Source organism: Georgenia soli (assembly GCF_002563695.1).
Lineage (GTDB): Bacteria > Actinomycetota > Actinomycetes > Actinomycetales > Actinomycetaceae > Georgenia > Georgenia soli.
Map to the genome: position 1 here is coordinate 2,346,154 of NZ_PDJI01000004.1, position 18,356 is coordinate 2,364,509.

The window sequence follows — 18,356 nt, forward strand, 5'->3', positions numbered from 1 at the left end:
CCCGGCGCGCGCCCCGCCGACGAGCGCGACGGCCGGAGACCCGCTCCGACCGTCGCGCCGCGTCATGACGCCGAAGGGTCGACGCCGTGCTCCCGGAAGTCAGGAGATCGTCAGCCGATCCCCCGCTGCCAGGTCTGCAGGTCCGCGACCTTGCCCGCGAGGAGCTCGCGCGCGTCCTGGTCGGAGACGTGCGCACGTACCTGCGCCGCGGCCGCGTTCAGCTTGTCGGCCGCCTCGCCGGACTCGCCGGCGTCGGCCAGCGACTGTGCCTTGTCGAGCTGCCTGCGGATCTGGGTGGCCGCCTGCTGCGAGACGGAACCGTCGTCCTGAAGGTCGGTGATCAGCGTGTCCACCTCGTACCAGGTGACGCAGTCGCCGCCGCCGCTCACAGCCCCCGCGGACCAGGCGATGCCGCCGAGCAGGTGCTCGAGGAAGGCCGGGTCCGTGTACGACGCCTCGGTGTGGCCGCCGGCCGTGTACCAGGAGCGGGCGCCCTCGAAGTTGTGGCACCAGGACAGCGGGTGGTCCTCACCCATGGCGCCTCGACCCGCGTTGTAGGTGCTCTCCTCGAGGTTCGTCAGGACGCGCACGACCGGCCGCGGGCTCTCCGTGAAGTTGTACCACTCGTCGAACCGGGTCCACGTGTCGTCGAGGTGCTCCGTCGAGGGGTGCGTGCCGTCCTCGACGGTCTGCACCGCCGTCTGCTGCGCGGGGTGGCTGATGAAGCGGGCGCCGCCGCCCGTCAGCTGCCCGTACCAGGGGACCGTGTGCATCGTGTCCGTCGCCGCATGGACGCCGGTGTAGCCGCCGCCGGCGCGGATGTACCCCTGGAACGCCTCCAGCTCGGAGGCGTCGAGGAGCGTCGGCAGGGCCGGGTTGAGGCTGTTCGTCCCGTCGACGGTCGAGACGAAGACCACCGTCTCGTACTTCGCCAGGCTGTCGGCGTTGGTGAACGGGGTCGTCTCGAGGGTCCGTTCAGGCTGGCCGGGGCTACGTCCGGCGACGGGCGGGTCCCACACGTCGACGGTGAAGCCGTTCGCCTCGCCGAGGGCCATGATCGCCGTCGTCGCCTCGTCGATGCTGCTGTGCCGGAAGCCGGTCGTCTTCCCGACCACCAGGACGTCGTAGTCCTCGTCCGCGGCCTGGGCCGGCGCCATGGCGACGACCAGGGAAAGGGCGGCGGAGACGCCCAGGGTGCCCAAAAGTGCAGGTCTGTGCTGTCGCTTCATTGCGCTCCTTCGTCGAGATGCCGTATTAGTACGGCTGTAGAACAAACTAGGGTGAACCGGACACAGCCGTCAACGAAGAGGAAAGTCGTGAGCGCACCCCCACCCGCACGCCGTCGGCCGGGACATGTCCGCACGGCGGTCCTCGTCGCCGTCCTCGCCGTGCTGGGCGCCGGTGGTGCCGGCTACGCCGTCGGCCGGGCGAGCGACGCTCCGGCCGCCGGCGCGGGCACCGCGGACGACGGCGCCGCCCCGGCCCCTGGCGACGCGGGCGGCAAGGAGGAGCCGGAACCGGGTTCAGTCGAGGCGATCGCCGCGCAGCTCGCCGAGGATCAGGCCGCCGAGCGTGCCGAGCTTGCGGCGGAGCTGTCGGCGGCCGCCGAGCAGGCGTACGACCGGCTGATGCCGGTGCTGGCAGAGGTCTCCGAGACGTTGCCCGTCGGCCGCGGCACGGGACCGGCGGCGGACCCGGCCGCGTCGGACCGGTGGCTCCAGGAGGTCGCGGCAGCGCGGGCGACCCTGGCCGCCGTGCCGGAAGGGACGAGCGAGCACACCGTCACCCGTGCGGCGCTCCTGGGCGCGGTGGACCTGCTCGACGCCGCGCTGCGGGACCTCGCGACGGCGAGCACCTCGGCCGCCGACGACCCCGGCGCCCCCGGGGGCCGCCGTGACGCCGCGGTCGAGCTGTGGCTGGCCGGCGCGGCGCAGCTGGACAGCCTCATGATCGGGAGCGGCGGTGGCCATGTGCACCTGTTCCTCACCCCCGACGGGGACCCTGCCTCCATCCCCCGTGAGTTCGCCGACCACCCCGACGAGTCGACCCCGTAGCGAGACACGACGGGGCACGTTCAGGCCCGGTCGTCCCGCCCGCTGCTCGCCGCCTCCCGGGTCCCGCCCGGTCAGGGCCGGAGCATGACCTTGACCGCCTGGCGCCGGTCCATCGCCGCGTAGGCCTCGCCGACGTCGGAGAGCGGGACGGTCCGGTCGAAGACGGCGCCGGGGGAGAGCCTGCCGTCGAGCACCTCGGGGAGCAGCTCCTCGAGGTAGGCGCGGACCGGGGCGACGCCGCCGGCCAGGCCCACGTTGCGGTTGAACATCGCCCGCATCGGCAGCTCGGTGATGCCGTTCGGCACCCCGACGTAGCCGACGGAGCCGCCGGGGCGCGCGGCGGCGACGGCCTGCTCCATGGAGTCCTGGTTGCCGACGGCCTCGAGCACGACGTCGGCGCCCGGGGCGTCCAGCAGGGTCTGCAGCTCCTCGACACCCTCGTCGCCGCGGGTGGTGATGACGTCGTCGACCCCGAAGCCGCGGGCGATGTCCTGCCGGTCGGGGTGCCGGGAGAAGATCACGATGCGCTCGGCGCCGAGGCGGCGGGCGGCGAGGACGGCGCACAGGCCCACCGCGCCGTCGCCGACGACCGCGACGACGCTGCCGGGGCGGACCCCGCCGCGCACGGCGGCGTGGTGGCCGGTGCCCATGACGTCGGTGAGGGCGAGCAGGCCGGGCAGCAGCGCGTCGTCCGGCACCTCAGGCGTGCGGACCAGCGTGCCGTCCGCGAGGGGGACGCGGACCTGCTCGCCCTGTCCGCCGTCGACGGGGAGGTCGTCCCGGTCGCGGCCGGCCCAGAAGCCGCCGCGCACGCAGGAGGTCTGGACGCCGTTGCGGCAGTTCACGCACGTACCGCAGCTGTAGGAGAACGGGGCGATGACGAAGTCGCCGGGCGTCACGGTGCCGACCTCGTCGCCGACGTCGGTGACGACGCCGACGAACTCGTGCCCGATCCGCCCGGGCCGGTTCACCGGGACGACGCCGCGGTAGCGCCACAGGTCGGAGCCGCACACGCAGGCGGCGCTGACCCGGACCACGGCGTCGGTGGGCAGCAGGACGTGCGGGTCGGGGACCTCCTCGAGGCGGATGTCACCGGGGGCGTGGATCGTCGTCGCGAGCATGGCGGTCAGCTGATCTTCTCGTCGGCGCGGAAGGCGCTGACGCGGGCGTGCTCGTGCAGCCGCTCCAGGCGGGTCTGGAACCCGCGGCTGCGCTCGGCGAGCTCGCGGAACGGCTCGGCGTCGAGGCCGAGGTCCGGCGCGAGGTCAACCATGGCCTGCCAGAGCCCCAGCTGCCCGGCGACGGCGGAGCGCATGAGCTCCAGCTCGAGCACGACGCTCATCGGGGACCGGCTGAGGAGCCGGCCGTTCAGCTTCAGCCGGCCGACGTGCTCGGCGACCCAGGCGGCCGCCTGCCGGTGGGGTTTGCTCGGCAGGCCCAGCCGGTCGATGAGCCCGGCGAGCTCCTCCCGGGCCCCCGCGATCTCCGTGGCGAGGGCGGAGAGCTCCGGACCGAGCTCGGTGTCCGCGTAGGACCTGGCCATCCGCTCGATGCGGCTGGCCCCGCCGGTGGCGCCGGTGAGGTGGTCGGCGAGGTAGATCCCGAGCAGCTCGCGGTCGATCGCCCCCTGAGCGTGCGAGCCGGGTGCGGACGCCGCCCCGTTCGTGTGCTGACCTGTCATGGTGGTCCCTTTCCGTCGGGTCGAGCGTCTGCCGGTGCTGGTGTCTGGCCCTCGGTACTGCCGGGCGTCCGGGCGCATCGGCGCGCTCGGCCGGCCGCGCAGCTCCACCATCCCGACGAGCAGCTCGCGCAGCGTCGACTCGGCGTCGTGCCGCGGCCGCCAGCCGAGGAGGCGGCGCACCCGGGCGCCGTCCATCACGGGCACGCCCATCGCCATGTCGAGCCACCCGGCGTCGGAGGCGAGGAGCCGGAACTTCCAGGCGTAGTGGAGGAACGGGCGGATGACGCTCGGCGGCACCTCGAAGAAGCGCCCGTGGTCGAGCACCCGGGCGAGGTCCCCGGGCAGCAGCACCTCGTCGGCGGCGACGTTGAAGGCCCCGCCGGCGCGCTGAAGGATCGCGAGCAGGTACGCCTGGCCGACGTCCTCCGCGTGCACCACCTGCACGCGCAGACCTCTGGGCAGCGGCAGGAACGGCAGCGCGCCGGGGCGCAGCAGCGCGCGCGGCACGAGCGGGCCGAGGAAGTAACGGCCGATCGCGGCGCCGCGATCGGCCGCGAAGACGAGCGCCATCCGCATCCGCGTGACCACGACCTCGGGGTGGGCCACCTCGAACTCGTCGAGCACCCGTTCCTGGGCGGCCTTGTCGACGCCGTAGTGCGAGGACGGGATGCCGCCTGCGGGCCAGGTCTCGTCGCGCGGGACGTCGTCGTCGACCGGGGAGTAGGCCGCCCAGGAGGACGCGCACACCAGCTGCGCCACCCCGGCACGCGCGCAGGCCTCGGCCACCCGGCGGGTGCCCTCGACGTTCGCGCGCCGCAGCAGGTCCCGGTCGTGGTTGGGCTGGATCAGCCAGGCCAGATGGACGACGGCGGTCGCTCCCTCGAACGCCCGCGCCAGGCGCGCGACGATCGCCTCCTCCTCCGCGTCGTCGGCCGCCTCCGCCGCGATGTCGAGCGTGACCCACTCGGCGGACCGGTACGGCTCGGCGCCCCGGTCCGGCAGACGGCGGGCGAGGCCGACGACCGAGTCCACCTCGGGTGCGCCGCGGAGCGCCTCCAGGACGGCGGTGCCGACGTTCCCCGATCCCCCGACCACTGCGACCCTCATCGCGAAGTCCTTCCGTCGTCGTCACCCGGTGAGCCCGGGCGGCGCGGCCCGCGCCGCTACTGCTGCTGCGCCTCGCCGGCCGCCGTCGTGGCGGGGAGGGAGGGGTCGAGGACCACCTTGACGGCGCCGTCGTCCTTCTTCTGGAAGATCTCGTACCCGTGCGGCGCGTCCTCCAGCGACATGCGGTGGGTGCGCAGGTCCAGGACGCCGAGCGGGTCGGCCGGGTCGCTGACCAGCGGCAGCACGTCGTCGATCCAGCGACGCACGTTCGCCTGGCCCATGCGCAGGTTGAGCTGCTTGTCGAACATGTCCATCAGCGGCATCGGGTCGACCATGCCGCCGTAGACGCCGGAGAGGGAGACGGTGCCGCCCCGGCGTACCACGTCGATCGCCGCGTGCAGCGCCGCCAGGCGGTCGATGCCCGCCTTGGTGAAGAGCGGGCGGGCGAGGAAGTCGGGCAGCATCCCGGCGCCGGCCTGCACGCCCTTCGCGACGGGGGAGCCGTGCGCCTCCATGCCGACGGCGTCGATCACCGCGTCGGTGCCGCGCCCGCCGGTGAGGTCCCTGATCGACTCGCCGAAGTCGTCGCCGGCGTCGTTCAGGTCCAGCGTCGAGATGCCGTGCCGCCGTGCCATCGCCAGCCGCTCGGGGACCAGGTCCACACCGATCACCTGGGAGGCGCCGAGGTGGCGGGCGATCCGGGCGGACATCTGCCCGATCGGGCCCAGCCCCAGCACGGTGACGGTGCCGCCGGGCGGGATGTCGGCGTACTTCACGGCCTGCCAGGCCGTGGGCACGACGTCGGAGAGGTAGAGGTAGCGCTCGTCGGGCTCGCCGTCGTCGGGGACGGGGACCGGGCCGTAGTGCGCCATCGGGACGCGCAGGTACTCGGCCTGGCCACCCGGGACCTGCCCGTAGAGCTTGGTGTAGCCGAAGAGCGAGGCACCCTTGCCGTGCTCGTGGTTCTGGGTCGTCTCGCACTGCGTCTGCAGGCCCTGGGTGCACATCCAGCAGGAGCCGCACGCGATGACGAAGGGGATGACCACGCGGTCGCCGGGCCTGATGTGGGTGACGTCGGCGCCGACCTCCTCCACGATGCCCATCGGCTCGTGGCCGAGTACGTCACCGGGCTCGAGGAACGGGCCGAGCACCGAGTACAGGTGCAGGTCCGACCCGCAGATGGCGGTGGACGTGATGCGCACGATGGCGTCGGTCGGGTCCTTCAGCGTGGGGTCCGGGACGTTCTCGACCCGGACGTCCTCCTTGCCCTGCCACGTCAGTGCGCGCACGCGTTCTCCTCTTCTCTGCGGGGGTGCGGTGTGTGCCGTCGGCCGGGCGCGGCGGTCGGCCCGCGGGCGGGCTGGGCCCACGTGTCGTCCCGGCGGGCGGACCTGCCCGGGGCGACGGCGAACCTGTGCCCGGGGCGTTCGTGCCTCAGGCGCCGCCGGAGTCGTCCGCGCCGTTCTCACCCTCGGCCTGGTCGGGCTGGTCGGCGGGCTCGCGCGACTCCAGCTGCTCCGGGTCGGCGTCAGGGTCCTGCGACGCGTCGTACGGCTGCTCGGAAGGTGTGGTTGTGTCGCTCATGGGACCAACGGTGGCACCGCCGTCGGAGCGCCGCATCCGGGCAGCACCGGCCGGGGGCCTCGGGTGGTGCGGGTCCGCGCCCGCCAGGATGCGGCGGAACGCCTGCCCGCACCCATGCGGTCCGAACTCCTGCCGGCGACGACGGAAGGGAGCAGCATGGGACCAGGACCAGAGTCTTGCGCGGCGGAGCGGCGTCCCGACGGAGCGCCCCGCGGGAGGGACGGAACCGTGGCCGGTGAAGGATCGACGCGGAAACAGCTCGCCGGGGACGCGTTGGCGGCGGTCGTCGCGGGGCTCTGGGCGGCGTGGGCCATGAACAGGACCACCACGGCCTTCTACGAGCGGCAGTCCGAGGCGTCGAGGCGCCGGGAGGAGGCCAGCGAGGGCGTCGCCTACGCCGTCGTCATCCAGAAGGCTGTGGCGCTGGTGGGCAGGGAGGTGGAGCCGGAGCGCGCGGAGCGCCTCGGCGAGGCCTTCCACTACGCGACGGGAGCGGTGCTCGCGCCGGGGTACGTCGTGCTGCGGCGACGGCTCGGCCTGCGCCCCGTGACCGCGGGGCTGGCCTACGGGCTGTCCGTCGCCGTCGTCGTCGACGAGGTGGCCAACCCGCTGCTCGGCTTCACGGCGCCGCCCCGGGCGTACCCGTTCGCGACCCACCTGCGCGGGCTCGCCGGGCACGTGGTCTACGGGCTCACCGTGGCCGGCCTGTTCGAGGTGATGACCGGCCCGGCTGCCGCCTCTCGGCGGAAGGCCGCTCGCAGCGGCTGAAGGTGAGGCCCGGGGGCAAGGACCGGGCCGGTCGACCGGTACAACCGACCGCTGTCCGGCGGCATTCCGCCGAGCGCGTGCGGTCCGTCACTCCGGATGCGGGCCCCGGTGGTGCGTGCCACGGTGACTGGCAGCGGGCCCGTCCGGGCCGGAGAGCTGGACTCGGGCCCTACAGGCTCGGATGGGGCAGGAGGCGGGATGGCGGGGATCGACGCATGAGCGCGGCGGTGGAGGACTCGCGCGTGACGGTGGTGGTGGCGAGCCGGAACCGCCGCGAGGAGCTGCTCGCCTCGCTGGCCCGGCACCGCGCGCCCGTCATCTACGTCGACAACGCGTCTACCGACGGCAGCGTCGAGGCGGTGCGCGAGGCGCACCCGCACGTGGAGATCGTCCGGCTGCGCCGCAACGCAGGAGCGTTCGCCCGCACCATCGGGGTCCGGCGTGCGCGCACCCCCTTCGTGGCGTTCGCCGACGACGACTCCTGGTGGGCGCCGGCGTCGCTTGCCCGCGCGGCCGGCACCCTCGCGCGGAACCCGCACCTCGGCCTGCTCAACGCTCACATCCTCGTGGGCGCCGAGGAGCGGACCGACACCGTGTGCGACCTCATGGCACGGTCACCGCTCCCCGCCGTGCCGGGGATGTCCGGCGTCCCGATCCTCGGCTTCGTGGCCTGTGCGGCGATGGTGCGCCGGGACGCGTTCCTCGCCGTCGGCGGCTTCGACCCCGTGGTGCGGTTCCCCGGCGAGGAGGAGCGCGTCGCGCTCGATCTCGCGACAGGTGGCTGGGCGCTGAGCTACCTCGACGACGTCGTCATCCACCACCACCCCTCGCCCGTGCGGCACTCGCCGGACCGGCGGACCCGGGCCATCACCCGCTCCGCGGTGCTGACCGCCGTCATGCGACTGCCCTGGCGGGACGTCGTCGGCCGTGTGCGGGACGCCTGGCAGGCAGGCGGGCCGCGCCGGGACGGCGTGCGGGACGCGCTGCGCGACCTGCCGGCCGCTGTGCGAACCCGTCGGCCCGCGCCGCCCGAGGTGCTCGAGCTGCTCACGCTTCTCGACGACGACGCACCCGCGCCTCGTCCGGCGGACGCCAGTGCGGTGGTGACCGAGCGACGAGCGCCCGCGTGGGCGGGCACGACCGAGGACGCCCGCGTGGGCGCCGGCAGCTATGGAGGCGACGTATGAGATCGGTGCGCAGCGTCAAGGGTTCGGAAGGCACGGCGCAACCCCGAGCGGTGGTGACCGGTGGGGCCGGGTTCCTGGGCAGCCATCTGTGCGAGACGCTGCTCGCCGAGGGCTGGGCCGTGGTGTGCCTGGACAACTTCCTCACCGGCACGCCGTCGAACGTCGCCCATCTCGTGGGCCGGCCCGGTTTCGAGCTGATCCACTGCGACGTGACGGAGAACGCGCACGTGCGCGGCGACGTCGACCTGGTGCTGCACTTCGCCTCGCCCGCCTCGCCCGTGGACTACCTCGAGATGCCCATCGAGACCCTGCGCGTGGGCTCCGTCGGCACGGAGCGTGCGCTCGCGCTCGCCCGCGACAAGGGGGCGCGCTTCGTCATCGCCTCGACGTCGGAGGTCTACGGCGACCCGCAGGTGCACCCGCAGTCCGAGGACTACTGGGGGCACGTCAACCCGATCGGGCCCCGCGGCGTCTACGACGAGGCCAAGCGGTACGGCGAGGCGCTGGTGACGGCCTACCGCTCCACCCACGGGGTCAACACCGGGATCGTTCGCATCTTCAACACCTACGGCCCGCGCATGCGCCCGAACGACGGCCGGGCCATCCCGACCTTCATCCGTCAGGCGCTCGCGAACGAGCCGATCACGGTGGCGGGGGACGGCAGCCAGACCCGGTCCGTGTGCTACGTCGACGATCTCGTGGCGGGCGTGCTCGCCATGGCGGCCAGCGCCCACCCCGGGCCGATCAACATCGGAAACCCGCACGAGCGCTCGGTGCTCGAGATCGCCGAGGATGTCCGGGCCGCCACGGGCTCCCGCTCGGAGATCACGTTCGTCGGGCGGCCCGTGGACGACCCGAAGGTGCGCCGGCCGGACACCACGCTCGCCGCCGAGGTGCTCGGCTGGCGGCCGACGGTGCGGTGGGCCGAGGGTCTCGACCGGACGGTTGCGTGGTTCCGGGAGGCGCTCAGCGCAACGGCGTGAGGCGGTGCTGCGCGGCCGGCGAGAGGCGTTCTTCCCGCGCGCGCCGGGTGCTCGCGGCATGAATGACACGAGAGGTTCGCCGTCGAATTCAGTCGTCCATTCTCCGGCTGACGAGTTGCTCGGTCGGTTCGGGACTTCCCCCTCGCGTCGTGGGATAAGTTCCGTTCATGTTGAGCGTTCCGCCAAAGATGTCGGCCGCCCAGATGTTCTGGCTCGGCGCCGGTCTGACTGCCTTTCAGTTCGTCTCGGAGTGGCTCCTGTACGGATCGGCAGTCGCGCTGAACTTTCCCTCCGTCGTTCTGCTGGCCGTCGGCGTTGCCGGTCAGCTCGGCATCGGCCTGATCGTCGCCTCGATCATCGTCAAGGCGCTGATCGCCCCGAGAGCCACGCTCGCCGACACAGAGTCACCACATCGGGGAATCCCCTAGAAGCGCCATACTTGGTGATCCCCCGGAGCCCGTCACTCGCGGCTCCGACTGGTCGAAGGGACGAGTTGAGTGCGAGAACGCCAGAGTAGCCTTTCCGGGACTGACCGAAGTCGGAGCCCTTCCGGTGGACGAGGGGTCTTGCCCGCAATCGTTACTGCTCTTGCCGCGGTCGTCGTGGTGTACGTGTTCCTCGCTCCAGCGTCTGGGATCGACCGTCAACCACCCGAGTGCTACTCGTACTTGGGCTACGTGGTCCCGTGCGGATCCGGGGTATGGATCGGCGTCGCGCTCGCAGCAGCAGTTGTGTGTGGCGCTGTCGTGTACACGACCGGTCGACGCCGCAAGTGAGTGCGCCGTTGCCTCATGCTTCGTCGAAGACGTGTTCATAACCGTTGGCTACTGAGCCTTGCGACGGTGCGAGTTCAGCCGCGGTGCCGGCGTCTTGTGCACAAGGATGTGACGGTGCACAGGAACGCAGATGGTGAACTACCTCGCCAGGAGTACGCCGTCGAAAAGGACATCACCGACCGCTCCGAAGCCACCTTCGTGTGCACCGCCACCCTCGAGGTGCTGCGCCCTCACCTGCGACTGGCGATCATCGACGCGTACACCGACTACGCCGACGAGCTGACCACTTCGGCCGCCACCGCCCAAGCATGGATCCGCCAGCGCGGGAGCCAGCAACGGCACCGATCGCTCCTGCACCGCCTCGGACTCTCGGACCCCGCGATGGCAGTCCACCTCGACCTCAGCCAGGAGGCCGAGTGGGAGATCCTGCGCGGCTACGCGCCCTGGTCAATTGGAGTGTGGCTCTACGGCCCAGGCGGCCTTGAGCTTGGCAGTTTCCATGATTCCGGCTACTCCGTCGTGGCGGCCCTGACCGACGAGGAGCGTGATGTGCTGGTCGACGAGCTCGGCCCCGTGGCCCCGCTCGTGCGCCTTGATGAGCTCCACGCCCGGCGAAAGGCACAACGCGTCACGGCGCGCCTTCACCGTCGTCGGCGGAGGAGCAATCAAACAGTCGGGCTGTGCTCGAACTTCTCCCACCCGGCGTTCGGTGTCATCGCGCTGTCGCAGGTTTCCGATCCTCTTCCGTTGGAGGAGCGAGACTTGCCGAGGTGGTTCAACGAGCTCCCGGAATCACGCCAGGACGAGATGTTCAGATCGTGGTGGGAGGACGTGGTGACATGGCTGTCCACCGCCGGAGCCACCCGGATGCGCGTCCAGGTAGCTCCCTTCGACCGGGCACTCCTTGACTCGGCGGGATTCCAGCGGGCGGACCCTCACACCTACGAAGCTCGGTGGACCCCCGAGCTCGGTCGGGCACTGCTCGAGGCGAACCCCGAGAGCATCGAAATCTGGGCGGAAGACAAACTGCTCCTCTCGCAGTACGCCACGTGGGACGGCGTGACGACCGAGCAGCCCATCGAACCACTGCGGAGGCCGTGACATCTGCACCGTGCACAAACGTTACTGACGACCTGCCCGTCATGACGTAATTGGTGAGGGGTCGTACGGCTCGTAGTGCCGGAGGGTGCTTGGGCCGCGCATGGACCTGAGGGTCAGGCCGTGGATCGTCCGGGTGCTCAGCTCTGTGCCATCGGCAAGCCATACTCGGCACTCCGAGCTGCGGCGCCATGTTTCCTCTTCCGCGCGGCCCTTGCGCGCGGCTTCGAGGATCTCGCGGATTTCCGATCGGTTGGGCGCATCGTTGGCGCTGAGCTCGAAGCGGCAACCGTCGTGTCCGAGTCCCAGGATCACTTCGTCCGGGCCGACGATGATCGACAGCGGGATCGCGTGCTGGTTGTTCGGCACGACCTCGACTGCGCGCAGGCGCGGAGCCAGCTGTGTTTCGTTGACACGTGCGCTGGGTCGCACGGAGTCACAGAAGTCGTCGATCATGTTCCAGAGCGCCGCCGGGCCGGGCCGCTCGCCCTCGACGTCCGCGGGGGAGGGCCCTGAGAGGGGCGAACGGTTGTGGGCAGGTGGGTGGGTTGACGTCCACCCGGCAGAACGGGCGAAGTCCGACAGGAATCTGCGCAGCTCAGACTCCGTTCGTGAGGAGACCTCGAGCTCCATCTCGTCACTGACGTAATGCACGATCGCATGTACCGCGCCATCAAGGTCGCCGCGCCGCAATGCGGAGATCCCGGCGTCCGCGATCGGATCCCACTCATCGTTGGGCCGGTCGTCGTCGTGCCAATCCCCGCGGTTCCAGAACGCGTTGAACTCACGCCGGAACTGGCCAACAAGCACAGCGTCGTTCCTGTCCGACCCGTCGCTCATGGTCACTCCCCTTGGTGTTTGCTCGTGGCGGCCGTGAAGCCCGGGCATGAACTTTCCCGGTCCCCGCTACGGGCGTTCCTCGTCGACGTCGTCCTCTCCCCGCCGGATCTCCGAGGAACCCTGTATGCCTGCGTGCCGCGTGATGAGGTCGTACGTCTCAACGATTGGTGTCTCCACCAACGGCAGCTTGATCCGCTTGCCGTCTTGAAGGTCCATCTGGAGCACCATGCTCCATGCCAGTCGCCCGGCGTCCCCGTGGACGGACTTGATGCTGGCGTACGGGATGCGTCGAGTCCGCAGCGGGGACGACAGTGCAAGCTCGGTCGGCCAGAGCTCGATCCGGCGCGGACTGAACCGGATGATCAAAAAGGTGGCAGACAACGCAAGAGGGGCGACAGTAATGAGCTCGCCACCGCTCACGAGCGTCCAAACCCCGAGCCCTACGAGCGTGACGACGCCGACTGCGAGAAGCACGCGGTTGCGCCACGACAGCGGCGGGGTCCTCAAAATCCGAGCCGAGTCATCCGGCGCGTCCGACACCGCTCCCATGCGGGGACTCTTCCAGACACACGTATGTTTCGATCGGCGTTTGCTCGCGTCATTCGCTGGCTACAGGTGTTCGGATGCGGCGTGACAGGACCGGCTGAGTTCGTCGGCTAAGCGCGGAAGGCCGTCGAGAAACATTCAATATCGCCCACTCCGAGCAACGTTGGGCAAGGATGCTCACAAGGTGCCACTGGAGTCGGCGAGTCTGCGGACCGTGGGCGGACCGGGCGATCTGTCGCCGGACTTGGTGTGCGGGGTCGGTGTCATGACTACAGGCCAAGGGAGTTAGGCGAATGCCAGATACACCACTGCTTCTGCTCTCTCACATAATCTTCGGCACCTTAACGGTGGTCCTATTAATCTTCCCGCAAGTCGTCCTCGCTCTAGAGGAGCGCTTCGCGCCGGGAGAATCTGCCCGCATGCGAAAGCGTAGACAAAAGTATTATCGGATGCTGGGGGTGTTGACGGGCGTAATCTTCATCGCGGGGCTTCTGCCGTATTTTGTCGATTAAGCACGCGCAGGCTCGGGCCAAAGGTGTGTTCGGCATCCGAGTTGGGACTCAAGAGTTGAGCGACTGCCGGCCGCCCGAAACCGCCCACGCGATCAGCAATGGTCCATAAAGGTTCGTTACCGCTGCCAGCCCGGGGAGCCAGACAGGCGCCTTCTCTCCTCTCTTCAGTTGGGTGTGTAGCCATCACTTCTCCTTCGCACTGCGGCTCTTGCCAACGAACCATCCGATCAGCGCACCTAGCCAGCACCCGGGGAGCCATAGCCAGGATGCGTCGAGGAGTTCTCCGCCGAGGAAGAGCGCCAAGAAGCCACCGATTATCCAGCCTGCAAGGGCACCGCTGGCAGCGGGGGTAAATCTGTTTCTCTTGTCGTCCCATCCCCACCCACTCATTGGTTCTCCTTCGGGTAGTACGTAACCCCGCTCGCTGTGAGGGTGCGCTTGGCTGAAACCTTCAGCGCCCGCTCGCCGGTCTGGGCATCCAGACTCAGATCATGGGCCTCCGCGAGGACTGGCTCATGCCGAATGAACGGTCGCGTCTCTGCCGGGTGCGCGCCGGATGTCCGGGGATCGCTCGTTGAAGAGAGCACCGAGGGACCTCACCACCGTTTCCGCCGCGCCCATCCCAGGACGGCAGGCCGACCGACGGCCTGCCCGCTGCGTGAAGATTCGTTGGTTGCTGCGATTCCGCTAGGTCAGTGCTTGCCATCGCGACTCGGTCAGCACCGACCCGCTCGTTGCGAGCAGGGTGACTGCGAGGAGGATGGGCGCGGTGAGGGCGCCCAGCCGGCGTTCGACCACGGCCCCCGCAGCGTTGAGCGGAGCAGCAGTGTCATGCCCGCGAGCCAGAACGGGGCTGGTGCTTGAACCTAAGCAGTGCACCAATGTTCGACAGGTGAATGCAGCGCAGCGGGGCAGGGCCGTTATCAGCCCCGCCCCGCCCCGCTTTGCTGTGTCTGCGTGTCTTAGCCGGGCAGACCCATGGAGCGGCAGCCGATGTCGCCGCATTCGGGCAGTCCGTCGGCGTAGCCGGACTCGAGGATGACGAGATAGCTCTTGACCACCTCGTCCTCTCCGCTTGCGTCTTTCAGACCTGTGATGACGTCCTCGGAGCCGAGGACCGCGCCGGTGTCCGGGTCGACGATGATGCGGTACTCATCGACGAGGCCGTCGTGCTGGAAGCTCGAGCCGAAGGCGATGCCCTTGCGGCCCGCCCGGTCGGTGACGTTCCCGTAGCTGGTCACGTCAGTGGTGGCGAGAGCCTCGAAGAACGCAGCCCGATCCTTGGCACTGAACTGCCCGTACCGCGAGACGTCCGACTGGTACGTCCCGATGAGCTCCCAGCCGTCACGTTCCTCGGGCTCGGCGCCGGCGATTCGGCGCACTACCTGTTCCGGGGTGCCGGACAGGTCCGCCGCGGTTCCGTGCCCCTCGGCGGGCCAGTCCTGGTAGGTGCCCGTCACGCCGTCGGTCTTGTCGAGCGTCCGTGACGTCCCGTCCGCGGCCACCCAGGTCCAACGCTCGACCTCGCGCGGGTGCCGCTCGATGACGCCATCACCCCTGTCTTCGCTGGCCCAGGTGGACTCGCGGTAGTGGGTGTAGGTGTACGGGCCCGGCGCCGGGTCGGGCGGCGCGGTTTCCCGGACGTGGTCGGCGAGCTGTTCGAGCTCGGCAGCCGCGTCGACGCCAGCGGGGACGGCGTACTCGAGCATCGGGATCGCGGCTGCCGTGGCGGTGGTGCCCGTTCCGCTGATGATGCCCGGCAGCACGGCGGTGCTGAGGACGCCGAGGACTACGGCTGCTGCGGCGCTGGCCAGGGCGAGACGTCGGCGCGGCCGGTGAAGCGGTGCCGGGGCCGGCAGGTCCTCGGCGTGCGTGGGGATCCTGGCGCGCAGGTGCGCCGCCTGGGCAGGGGTGGGTGGGGCCAGGTCGCGTGCGGGGTCGAGCTCGGTGAGCTGTCGCAGCACGGTGTCGTTGGTCGTCATGGGCGTACTCCCTCGGTGACGGGATGTAGTGGCCACGCCTCGACGGCGGGCAGGCGGTCAAGAATGTGGAGGAGATGGCGGCGGGCTCGCATGAGCCGCATGCGGAACGTGCCGGGTTGGCAGCCGAGCACGGTGGCGGCCTCGGCGACGGTGAGCCCGTCCCAGGCGATCAGGCTGAGCACCTCGCGCTCACCCGCGGTGAGCCTGCTCCAGGCGCGCGTCAGATCCAGGCGCGCCGCGACATCGCCCGCAAGCTCCTGTGGCCGGCCAGGCGGTTCGGCCGCGAGCCGCACCTGCAGGGCGAGCCAGCGTCCCTGTGTCCTGGTCGTGAGCATCACCCTGCGGGCGATGCCGAACAGCCACGGGCGCGGCTCCGCCGGTACTTCGGCGATGCGGCGCCAGGCCACCAGGAAGGTCTCGGCGACGACGTCGTCGACCTGGGCCGGTGGGATGCGTCGATAGATGAACGCCCGGAGGTCGGGCAGATGCGCCTCGTAGAGGCGATCGAATAGTTCTTCGTCGGACATGCAGACCGCCTCGTTGCCGGTGGACCCTTGTCACCCATACATGGCCGGCAGGTGCCCGTCCGTCACATCCGAATTAGGCGGTCCCTGGTGCCCACCTCATTCTGAGGGACGTGCACTAGTGATCCGTGCGATATTGGCAAGTCTGTCAAATGCTGAAGTTAGTTGTTTGCGGATCGGAACTTTGCGGGAGATCGGATGAGTAAAAGACTCACGTGCATGTCGCTTGCGTGTGCCGTTGCGCTCATCGTTTCCGCCTGCACCGCCTCGGACACCGCGACCCCGGACAACACAGTGGTGGCTTCCGAATCGGCGCCGGTTGTGAGCAAGCCGGAACCCTCAGCCGTTGCGTCCACCTCGCGGGCTCCAGCGGCTGAGGGTGGTGATTGCCCGGACCTGGAGTTCGCGCAAGCGGGGGATCCCGAGGCGGTGGCCGGCTGGAAGCAGCAGGTTCCCGTCGATGGTGGGACACGGGAGTTCGCGAACGGCACGGCCATCCTGGATGACGCAGGAATTCCCGTGGAGTACACCGTGGCGGCGGGCGACGTGGGGGCTTTCATCGCCGAGCGCTTCTGCGTCAACCTCTCCTACCTGAATGCGATCAACGGGGTGCGCCGGAACGGGGCGACCAACCTGGATCCCGGGGATACGCTCAACCTCGACGCCCACACGATCTTGTCGGTCGGGGACGAGCAGTGTGTCGTCCTCCAGAACCGACCACCGTCGCCCATGCCACCGCAACGGTAGGTCCACCCCGACTCGTGCGAGGGGCGGCGCCACCAGGGCGTGTCTCCAACTCATTCGGCGAGAACGAAGATCCCGTCCGGGCCTTCGAAGTGCAGGGCGCCGTTCGGCTCCTGGTAGACCGACACGGACCACGGGGACTCCCGGTACGGGCTGAGGTGCCAGTCCGCGAAGCGGTGGACAAGGCGCAGGCCGGCATCTTCGCTGGCCCGGTCCAGTTGGTCGATGGTCACTCTGCCTGTCGCCGAGGTCGTCCCCACGACCAGGAGACCACCAGGGCGCAGCACTGCTGCCACTCGTTCGGCGAGGTCGTCCGCCGTCCCTGCTGGCAGGAAGGCGAGAACGTTGCCCAGCAAAGTGACAGCGTCATAGGTCGTTGGCAGCTCACGGGCCGACAACCATGGTCCGGTCAGATCTGCGCCACCTCCGGAGCGGTACCACGCCTCGTCGAAGTTCTCGTATGCGACCTTGAGGACTGTGTCGTCCGGGTCGATCCCGTATGCCTCATGACCTGCGACGCGCAGATGCGCCACGGCGCTTCCGGTGCCGCACCCGACATCGAGGACTGTGCTGGCTCTGGGCAGCAGCATGTCGAGGAAGCGAGCCTCGGCTCCAAGGTCGACCCCATCTCGGATCAGGCCCCGGAACTTCTCTGCGTAAGGTCCCCACACGAACCGCCACGCTATCGGACACGGCTGAGGGCTACCGATGGCTCTTCGCTGGCTTGATCATCACAGTTGCAGCCGTCCGAAACCGTTCGCTTATGGACCACGCCGGCGGTTACTTCCGCGGGCCAGCTGCAGACAGGACGTCGAGGAGAGACTGCGGGAGGACGTCCATGGCCCCCACCACCTCGACGCCGACCAGGCGACCATCGCTGTCGAAGTCGAGGTTGACCATGCCGGCTACCCGTTGATCCTCGACCACAACCGTCCTAGTGACTCCGCCTACGGGACTCTCGCCAGCGAGATAGATGTAGGCGGCGTCCGCCTCGGCGTCGAACGTGGTAGCCATCGCAACGTCGCGCTCAATCATGCGCATATTGTCGAGCCACACCGCACGGCGTGCTTGCCTCATTTATTTTAGACAGCCGAACTGTGCGGCTGACTGCCCGATTGCATCGACGTGGACCCATGAACGTTTACCCGTCGGGGAGTAGCAACGCCCACTACATTTCTTTCATGGGTCTGCTGCTCGAACTAGTCGGATCGTGGCTCGGCATGGCCGCGGGTGAGCGGATGGTGGTCAAGAAGCGTCAGCGAGACGCAGCTGGTCGCGGCCGTTATGTCGCGATGCGAGAGTCCCGCATGGCGAAGTGGCTTGCAGGGGAAGTCGCAGTTTCACCGGGGCGGATTGATTTCACGTGGCATGACATGCCGAAGACCGAGTCGTACGACGTGATCCGCGTCGAACCTCTGGGGCTAGGCCCAAGCATTATCGATGGCGATACGCGCATCATCGCCATCGAATCGGATACCGGCACCGGCGACGAGCGAGTCCTGTTCGCGATACTGGCCCGCGACGTCGAGCAAGTCCTCGCGTCTCTCGCCAACCTGCGTTGAAAGAGGAGCCTTGGTTGATTGAGTGGCAGCCCTCGTCGCCCACTCCGCCGCCTGAGCGGGCTCGCAAGAACCGCACGCTCGCGACGTCACAGAAGCAGCTGGGGTTCCGGTAGTGGGAGCTGTTGTTCTCCGGTCCCGGGCAAGAGCGGTCCCCATGGTCCGCCCGGTGCGGTCAGGGGTGCGGCTACCGCATCGCGGAGCGACGCTGTGTGCACTTGAGGGCACCCACCGAACCGTGACCGTCAAGGACTCCGGGGCGGGGTTCGTCAGGGGATTCTGCCGGGGAGGCTAGAGGTTTGACCTCACGGTCACCACGCCCAAGGCGGCTAAGCGGCAAGCCAAAGAGCTGCGCCGGATGCTGAATCTTGTCAGGCGCGAACCGCTCGATAGCGGTGGCCGGCACCGCCG

The 18,356-nt window shown here is 69.7% G+C and carries 19 protein-coding genes; 8 read left to right on the forward strand and 11 right to left on the reverse strand.

Features of this window, described 5'->3' with window-relative positions:
• Nucleotides 1-110: 110 nt before the first annotated feature.
• Nucleotides 111-1,229 (reverse strand): ThuA domain-containing protein, encoded by a 1,119-nt coding sequence (locus ATJ97_RS11930; protein ID WP_098483930.1) that lies wholly within the window; start codon nucleotides 1,227-1,229, stop codon nucleotides 111-113.
• Between the two features lie 87 nt (nucleotides 1,230-1,316).
• Here ATJ97_RS11930 and ATJ97_RS11935 point away from each other — a divergent pair, with 87 nt between their 5' ends.
• A complete protein-coding gene (locus ATJ97_RS11935) occupies nucleotides 1,317-2,054 on the forward strand; it encodes a hypothetical protein (protein ID WP_098483931.1) in 738 nt (245 codons plus the stop codon).
• A gap of 71 nt (nucleotides 2,055-2,125) precedes the next feature.
• Here the strand turns inward: ATJ97_RS11935 and ATJ97_RS11940 are convergent, their stop codons facing one another.
• The 4 genes from ATJ97_RS11940 to ATJ97_RS19840 all read right to left on the reverse strand — a co-directional run bounded on the left by ATJ97_RS11940 (nucleotide 2,126) and on the right by ATJ97_RS19840 (nucleotide 6,426).
• Nucleotides 2,126-3,175 (reverse strand): zinc-dependent alcohol dehydrogenase family protein, encoded by a 1,050-nt coding sequence (locus ATJ97_RS11940; protein WP_098483932.1) that lies wholly within the window; start codon nucleotides 3,173-3,175, stop codon nucleotides 2,126-2,128.
• A 5-nt stretch (nucleotides 3,176-3,180) separates the two neighbouring features.
• Nucleotides 3,181-4,842, reverse strand: a complete 1,662-nt coding sequence (locus ATJ97_RS11945) for an NAD-dependent epimerase/dehydratase family protein (protein ID WP_098483933.1) — start codon at nucleotides 4,840-4,842, stop codon at nucleotides 3,181-3,183.
• A gap of 56 nt (nucleotides 4,843-4,898) precedes the next feature.
• Nucleotides 4,899-6,131: a zinc-dependent alcohol dehydrogenase gene (locus ATJ97_RS11950; protein WP_098483934.1), complete on the reverse strand. Its 1,233-nt coding sequence runs from the start codon at nucleotides 6,129-6,131 to the stop codon at nucleotides 4,899-4,901.
• A gap of 145 nt (nucleotides 6,132-6,276) precedes the next feature.
• Complete coding sequence (locus ATJ97_RS19840) at nucleotides 6,277-6,426, reverse strand: hypothetical protein (RefSeq protein ID WP_170037412.1); 150 nt, start codon at nucleotides 6,424-6,426, stop codon at nucleotides 6,277-6,279.
• 312 nt (nucleotides 6,427-6,738) lie between these two features.
• On the opposite strand from ATJ97_RS19840, the gene ATJ97_RS11960 reads away from it, so the two are divergent.
• The 5 genes from ATJ97_RS11960 to ATJ97_RS11980 all read left to right on the forward strand — a co-directional run bounded on the left by ATJ97_RS11960 (nucleotide 6,739) and on the right by ATJ97_RS11980 (nucleotide 11,241).
• Nucleotides 6,739-7,194 (forward strand): DUF1440 domain-containing protein, encoded by a 456-nt coding sequence (locus ATJ97_RS11960; RefSeq protein WP_143427005.1) that lies wholly within the window; start codon nucleotides 6,739-6,741, stop codon nucleotides 7,192-7,194.
• 215 nt (nucleotides 7,195-7,409) lie between these two features.
• Complete coding sequence (locus ATJ97_RS11965; protein ID WP_098483937.1) at nucleotides 7,410-8,381, forward strand: glycosyltransferase family 2 protein; 972 nt, start codon at nucleotides 7,410-7,412, stop codon at nucleotides 8,379-8,381.
• A complete protein-coding gene (locus ATJ97_RS11970) occupies nucleotides 8,378-9,364 on the forward strand; it encodes a UDP-glucuronic acid decarboxylase family protein (protein ID WP_098483938.1) in 987 nt (328 codons plus the stop codon). The genes ATJ97_RS11965 and ATJ97_RS11970 overlap by 4 nt, the downstream gene beginning before the upstream one ends.
• Before the next feature lie 167 nt (nucleotides 9,365-9,531).
• On the forward strand, nucleotides 9,532-9,792 hold the full coding sequence (locus ATJ97_RS11975) for a hypothetical protein (RefSeq protein WP_143427006.1): 261 nt from the start codon (nucleotides 9,532-9,534) through the stop codon (nucleotides 9,790-9,792).
• Between the two features lie 462 nt (nucleotides 9,793-10,254).
• Nucleotides 10,255-11,241 carry a hypothetical protein gene (locus ATJ97_RS11980; RefSeq protein WP_098483940.1) on the forward strand — a complete coding sequence of 329 codons (987 nt, stop codon included), beginning with the start codon at nucleotides 10,255-10,257 and terminating at the stop codon, nucleotides 11,239-11,241.
• 39 nt (nucleotides 11,242-11,280) lie between these two features.
• Here the strand turns inward: ATJ97_RS11980 and ATJ97_RS11985 are convergent, their stop codons facing one another.
• From ATJ97_RS11985 to ATJ97_RS12000, 4 genes are all read right to left on the reverse strand, one after another.
• Entirely contained in the window at nucleotides 11,281-12,078 is a 798-nt protein-coding gene (locus tag ATJ97_RS11985) for a hypothetical protein (protein WP_143427007.1), read from the reverse strand.
• Between the two features lie 66 nt (nucleotides 12,079-12,144).
• Complete coding sequence (locus tag ATJ97_RS11990) at nucleotides 12,145-12,627, reverse strand: cytochrome d ubiquinol oxidase subunit II (RefSeq protein WP_143427008.1); 483 nt, start codon at nucleotides 12,625-12,627, stop codon at nucleotides 12,145-12,147.
• A gap of 1,471 nt (nucleotides 12,628-14,098) precedes the next feature.
• Complete coding sequence (locus ATJ97_RS11995; protein ID WP_098483943.1) at nucleotides 14,099-15,118, reverse strand: CU044_5270 family protein; 1,020 nt, start codon at nucleotides 15,116-15,118, stop codon at nucleotides 14,099-14,101.
• Nucleotides 15,115-15,645 (reverse strand): RNA polymerase sigma factor, encoded by a 531-nt coding sequence (locus ATJ97_RS12000; protein ID WP_098483944.1) that lies wholly within the window; start codon nucleotides 15,643-15,645, stop codon nucleotides 15,115-15,117. Before ATJ97_RS12000 ends, ATJ97_RS11995 begins: the two co-directional genes overlap by 4 nt.
• A gap of 216 nt (nucleotides 15,646-15,861) precedes the next feature.
• On the opposite strand from ATJ97_RS12000, the gene ATJ97_RS12005 reads away from it, so the two are divergent.
• Entirely contained in the window at nucleotides 15,862-16,389 is a 528-nt protein-coding gene (locus tag ATJ97_RS12005; RefSeq protein ID WP_098483945.1) for a hypothetical protein, read from the forward strand.
• Between the two features lie 50 nt (nucleotides 16,390-16,439).
• On the opposite strand, the gene ATJ97_RS12010 is transcribed toward ATJ97_RS12005, so the two are convergent.
• Together ATJ97_RS12010 and ATJ97_RS12015 are read right to left on the reverse strand one after the other, a co-directional pair.
• On the reverse strand, nucleotides 16,440-16,976 hold the full coding sequence (locus ATJ97_RS12010) for a class I SAM-dependent methyltransferase (RefSeq protein ID WP_143427009.1): 537 nt from the start codon (nucleotides 16,974-16,976) through the stop codon (nucleotides 16,440-16,442).
• A 190-nt stretch (nucleotides 16,977-17,166) separates the two neighbouring features.
• The gene (locus ATJ97_RS12015; protein WP_170037415.1) at nucleotides 17,167-17,421 is read right to left on the reverse strand and encodes a DUF2283 domain-containing protein; all 255 of its coding nucleotides are present in this window, start codon (nucleotides 17,419-17,421) and stop codon (nucleotides 17,167-17,169) included.
• 146 nt (nucleotides 17,422-17,567) lie between these two features.
• On the opposite strand from ATJ97_RS12015, the gene ATJ97_RS12020 reads away from it, so the two are divergent.
• The gene (locus tag ATJ97_RS12020) at nucleotides 17,568-17,948 is read left to right on the forward strand and encodes a hypothetical protein (protein WP_143427010.1); all 381 of its coding nucleotides are present in this window, start codon (nucleotides 17,568-17,570) and stop codon (nucleotides 17,946-17,948) included.
• Nucleotides 17,949-18,356: the final 408 nt, after the last annotated feature.

What these genes read in the sequence shown, in the direction of transcription:
- ATJ97_RS11995 (WP_098483943.1), bottom strand. Translation starts at nt 15,118, where the DNA reads ATGACGACCAACGACACCGTGCTGCGACAGCTCACCGAGCTCGACCCC.
- ATJ97_RS12000 (WP_098483944.1), bottom strand. Translation starts at nt 15,645, where the DNA reads ATGTCCGACGAAGAACTATTCGATCGCCTCTACGAGGCGCATCTGCCC.
- ATJ97_RS11985 (WP_143427007.1), bottom strand. Translation starts at nt 12,078, where the DNA reads ATGAGCGACGGGTCGGACAGGAACGACGCTGTGCTTGTTGGCCAGTTC.
- ATJ97_RS11940 (WP_098483932.1), bottom strand. Translation starts at nt 3,175, where the DNA reads ATGCTCGCGACGACGATCCACGCCCCCGGTGACATCCGCCTCGAGGAG.
- ATJ97_RS11930 (WP_098483930.1), bottom strand. Translation starts at nt 1,229, where the DNA reads ATGAAGCGACAGCACAGACCTGCACTTTTGGGCACCCTGGGCGTCTCC.
- ATJ97_RS12015 (WP_170037415.1), bottom strand. Translation starts at nt 17,421, where the DNA reads ATGATTGAGCGCGACGTTGCGATGGCTACCACGTTCGACGCCGAGGCG.
- ATJ97_RS19840 (WP_170037412.1), bottom strand. Translation starts at nt 6,426, where the DNA reads ATGAGCGACACAACCACACCTTCCGAGCAGCCGTACGACGCGTCGCAG.
- ATJ97_RS12010 (WP_143427009.1), bottom strand. Translation starts at nt 16,976, where the DNA reads ATGCTGCTGCCCAGAGCCAGCACAGTCCTCGATGTCGGGTGCGGCACC.
- ATJ97_RS11960 (WP_143427005.1), top strand. Translation starts at nt 6,739, where the DNA reads ATGAACAGGACCACCACGGCCTTCTACGAGCGGCAGTCCGAGGCGTCG.
- ATJ97_RS11975 (WP_143427006.1), top strand. Translation starts at nt 9,532, where the DNA reads ATGTTGAGCGTTCCGCCAAAGATGTCGGCCGCCCAGATGTTCTGGCTC.
- ATJ97_RS12020 (WP_143427010.1), top strand. Translation starts at nt 17,568, where the DNA reads ATGGGTCTGCTGCTCGAACTAGTCGGATCGTGGCTCGGCATGGCCGCG.
- ATJ97_RS11990 (WP_143427008.1), bottom strand. Translation starts at nt 12,627, where the DNA reads ATGGGAGCGGTGTCGGACGCGCCGGATGACTCGGCTCGGATTTTGAGG.
- ATJ97_RS11965 (WP_098483937.1), top strand. Translation starts at nt 7,410, where the DNA reads ATGAGCGCGGCGGTGGAGGACTCGCGCGTGACGGTGGTGGTGGCGAGC.
- ATJ97_RS12005 (WP_098483945.1), top strand. Translation starts at nt 15,862, where the DNA reads ATGTCGCTTGCGTGTGCCGTTGCGCTCATCGTTTCCGCCTGCACCGCC.
- ATJ97_RS11945 (WP_098483933.1), bottom strand. Translation starts at nt 4,842, where the DNA reads ATGAGGGTCGCAGTGGTCGGGGGATCGGGGAACGTCGGCACCGCCGTC.
- ATJ97_RS11970 (WP_098483938.1), top strand. Translation starts at nt 8,378, where the DNA reads ATGAGATCGGTGCGCAGCGTCAAGGGTTCGGAAGGCACGGCGCAACCC.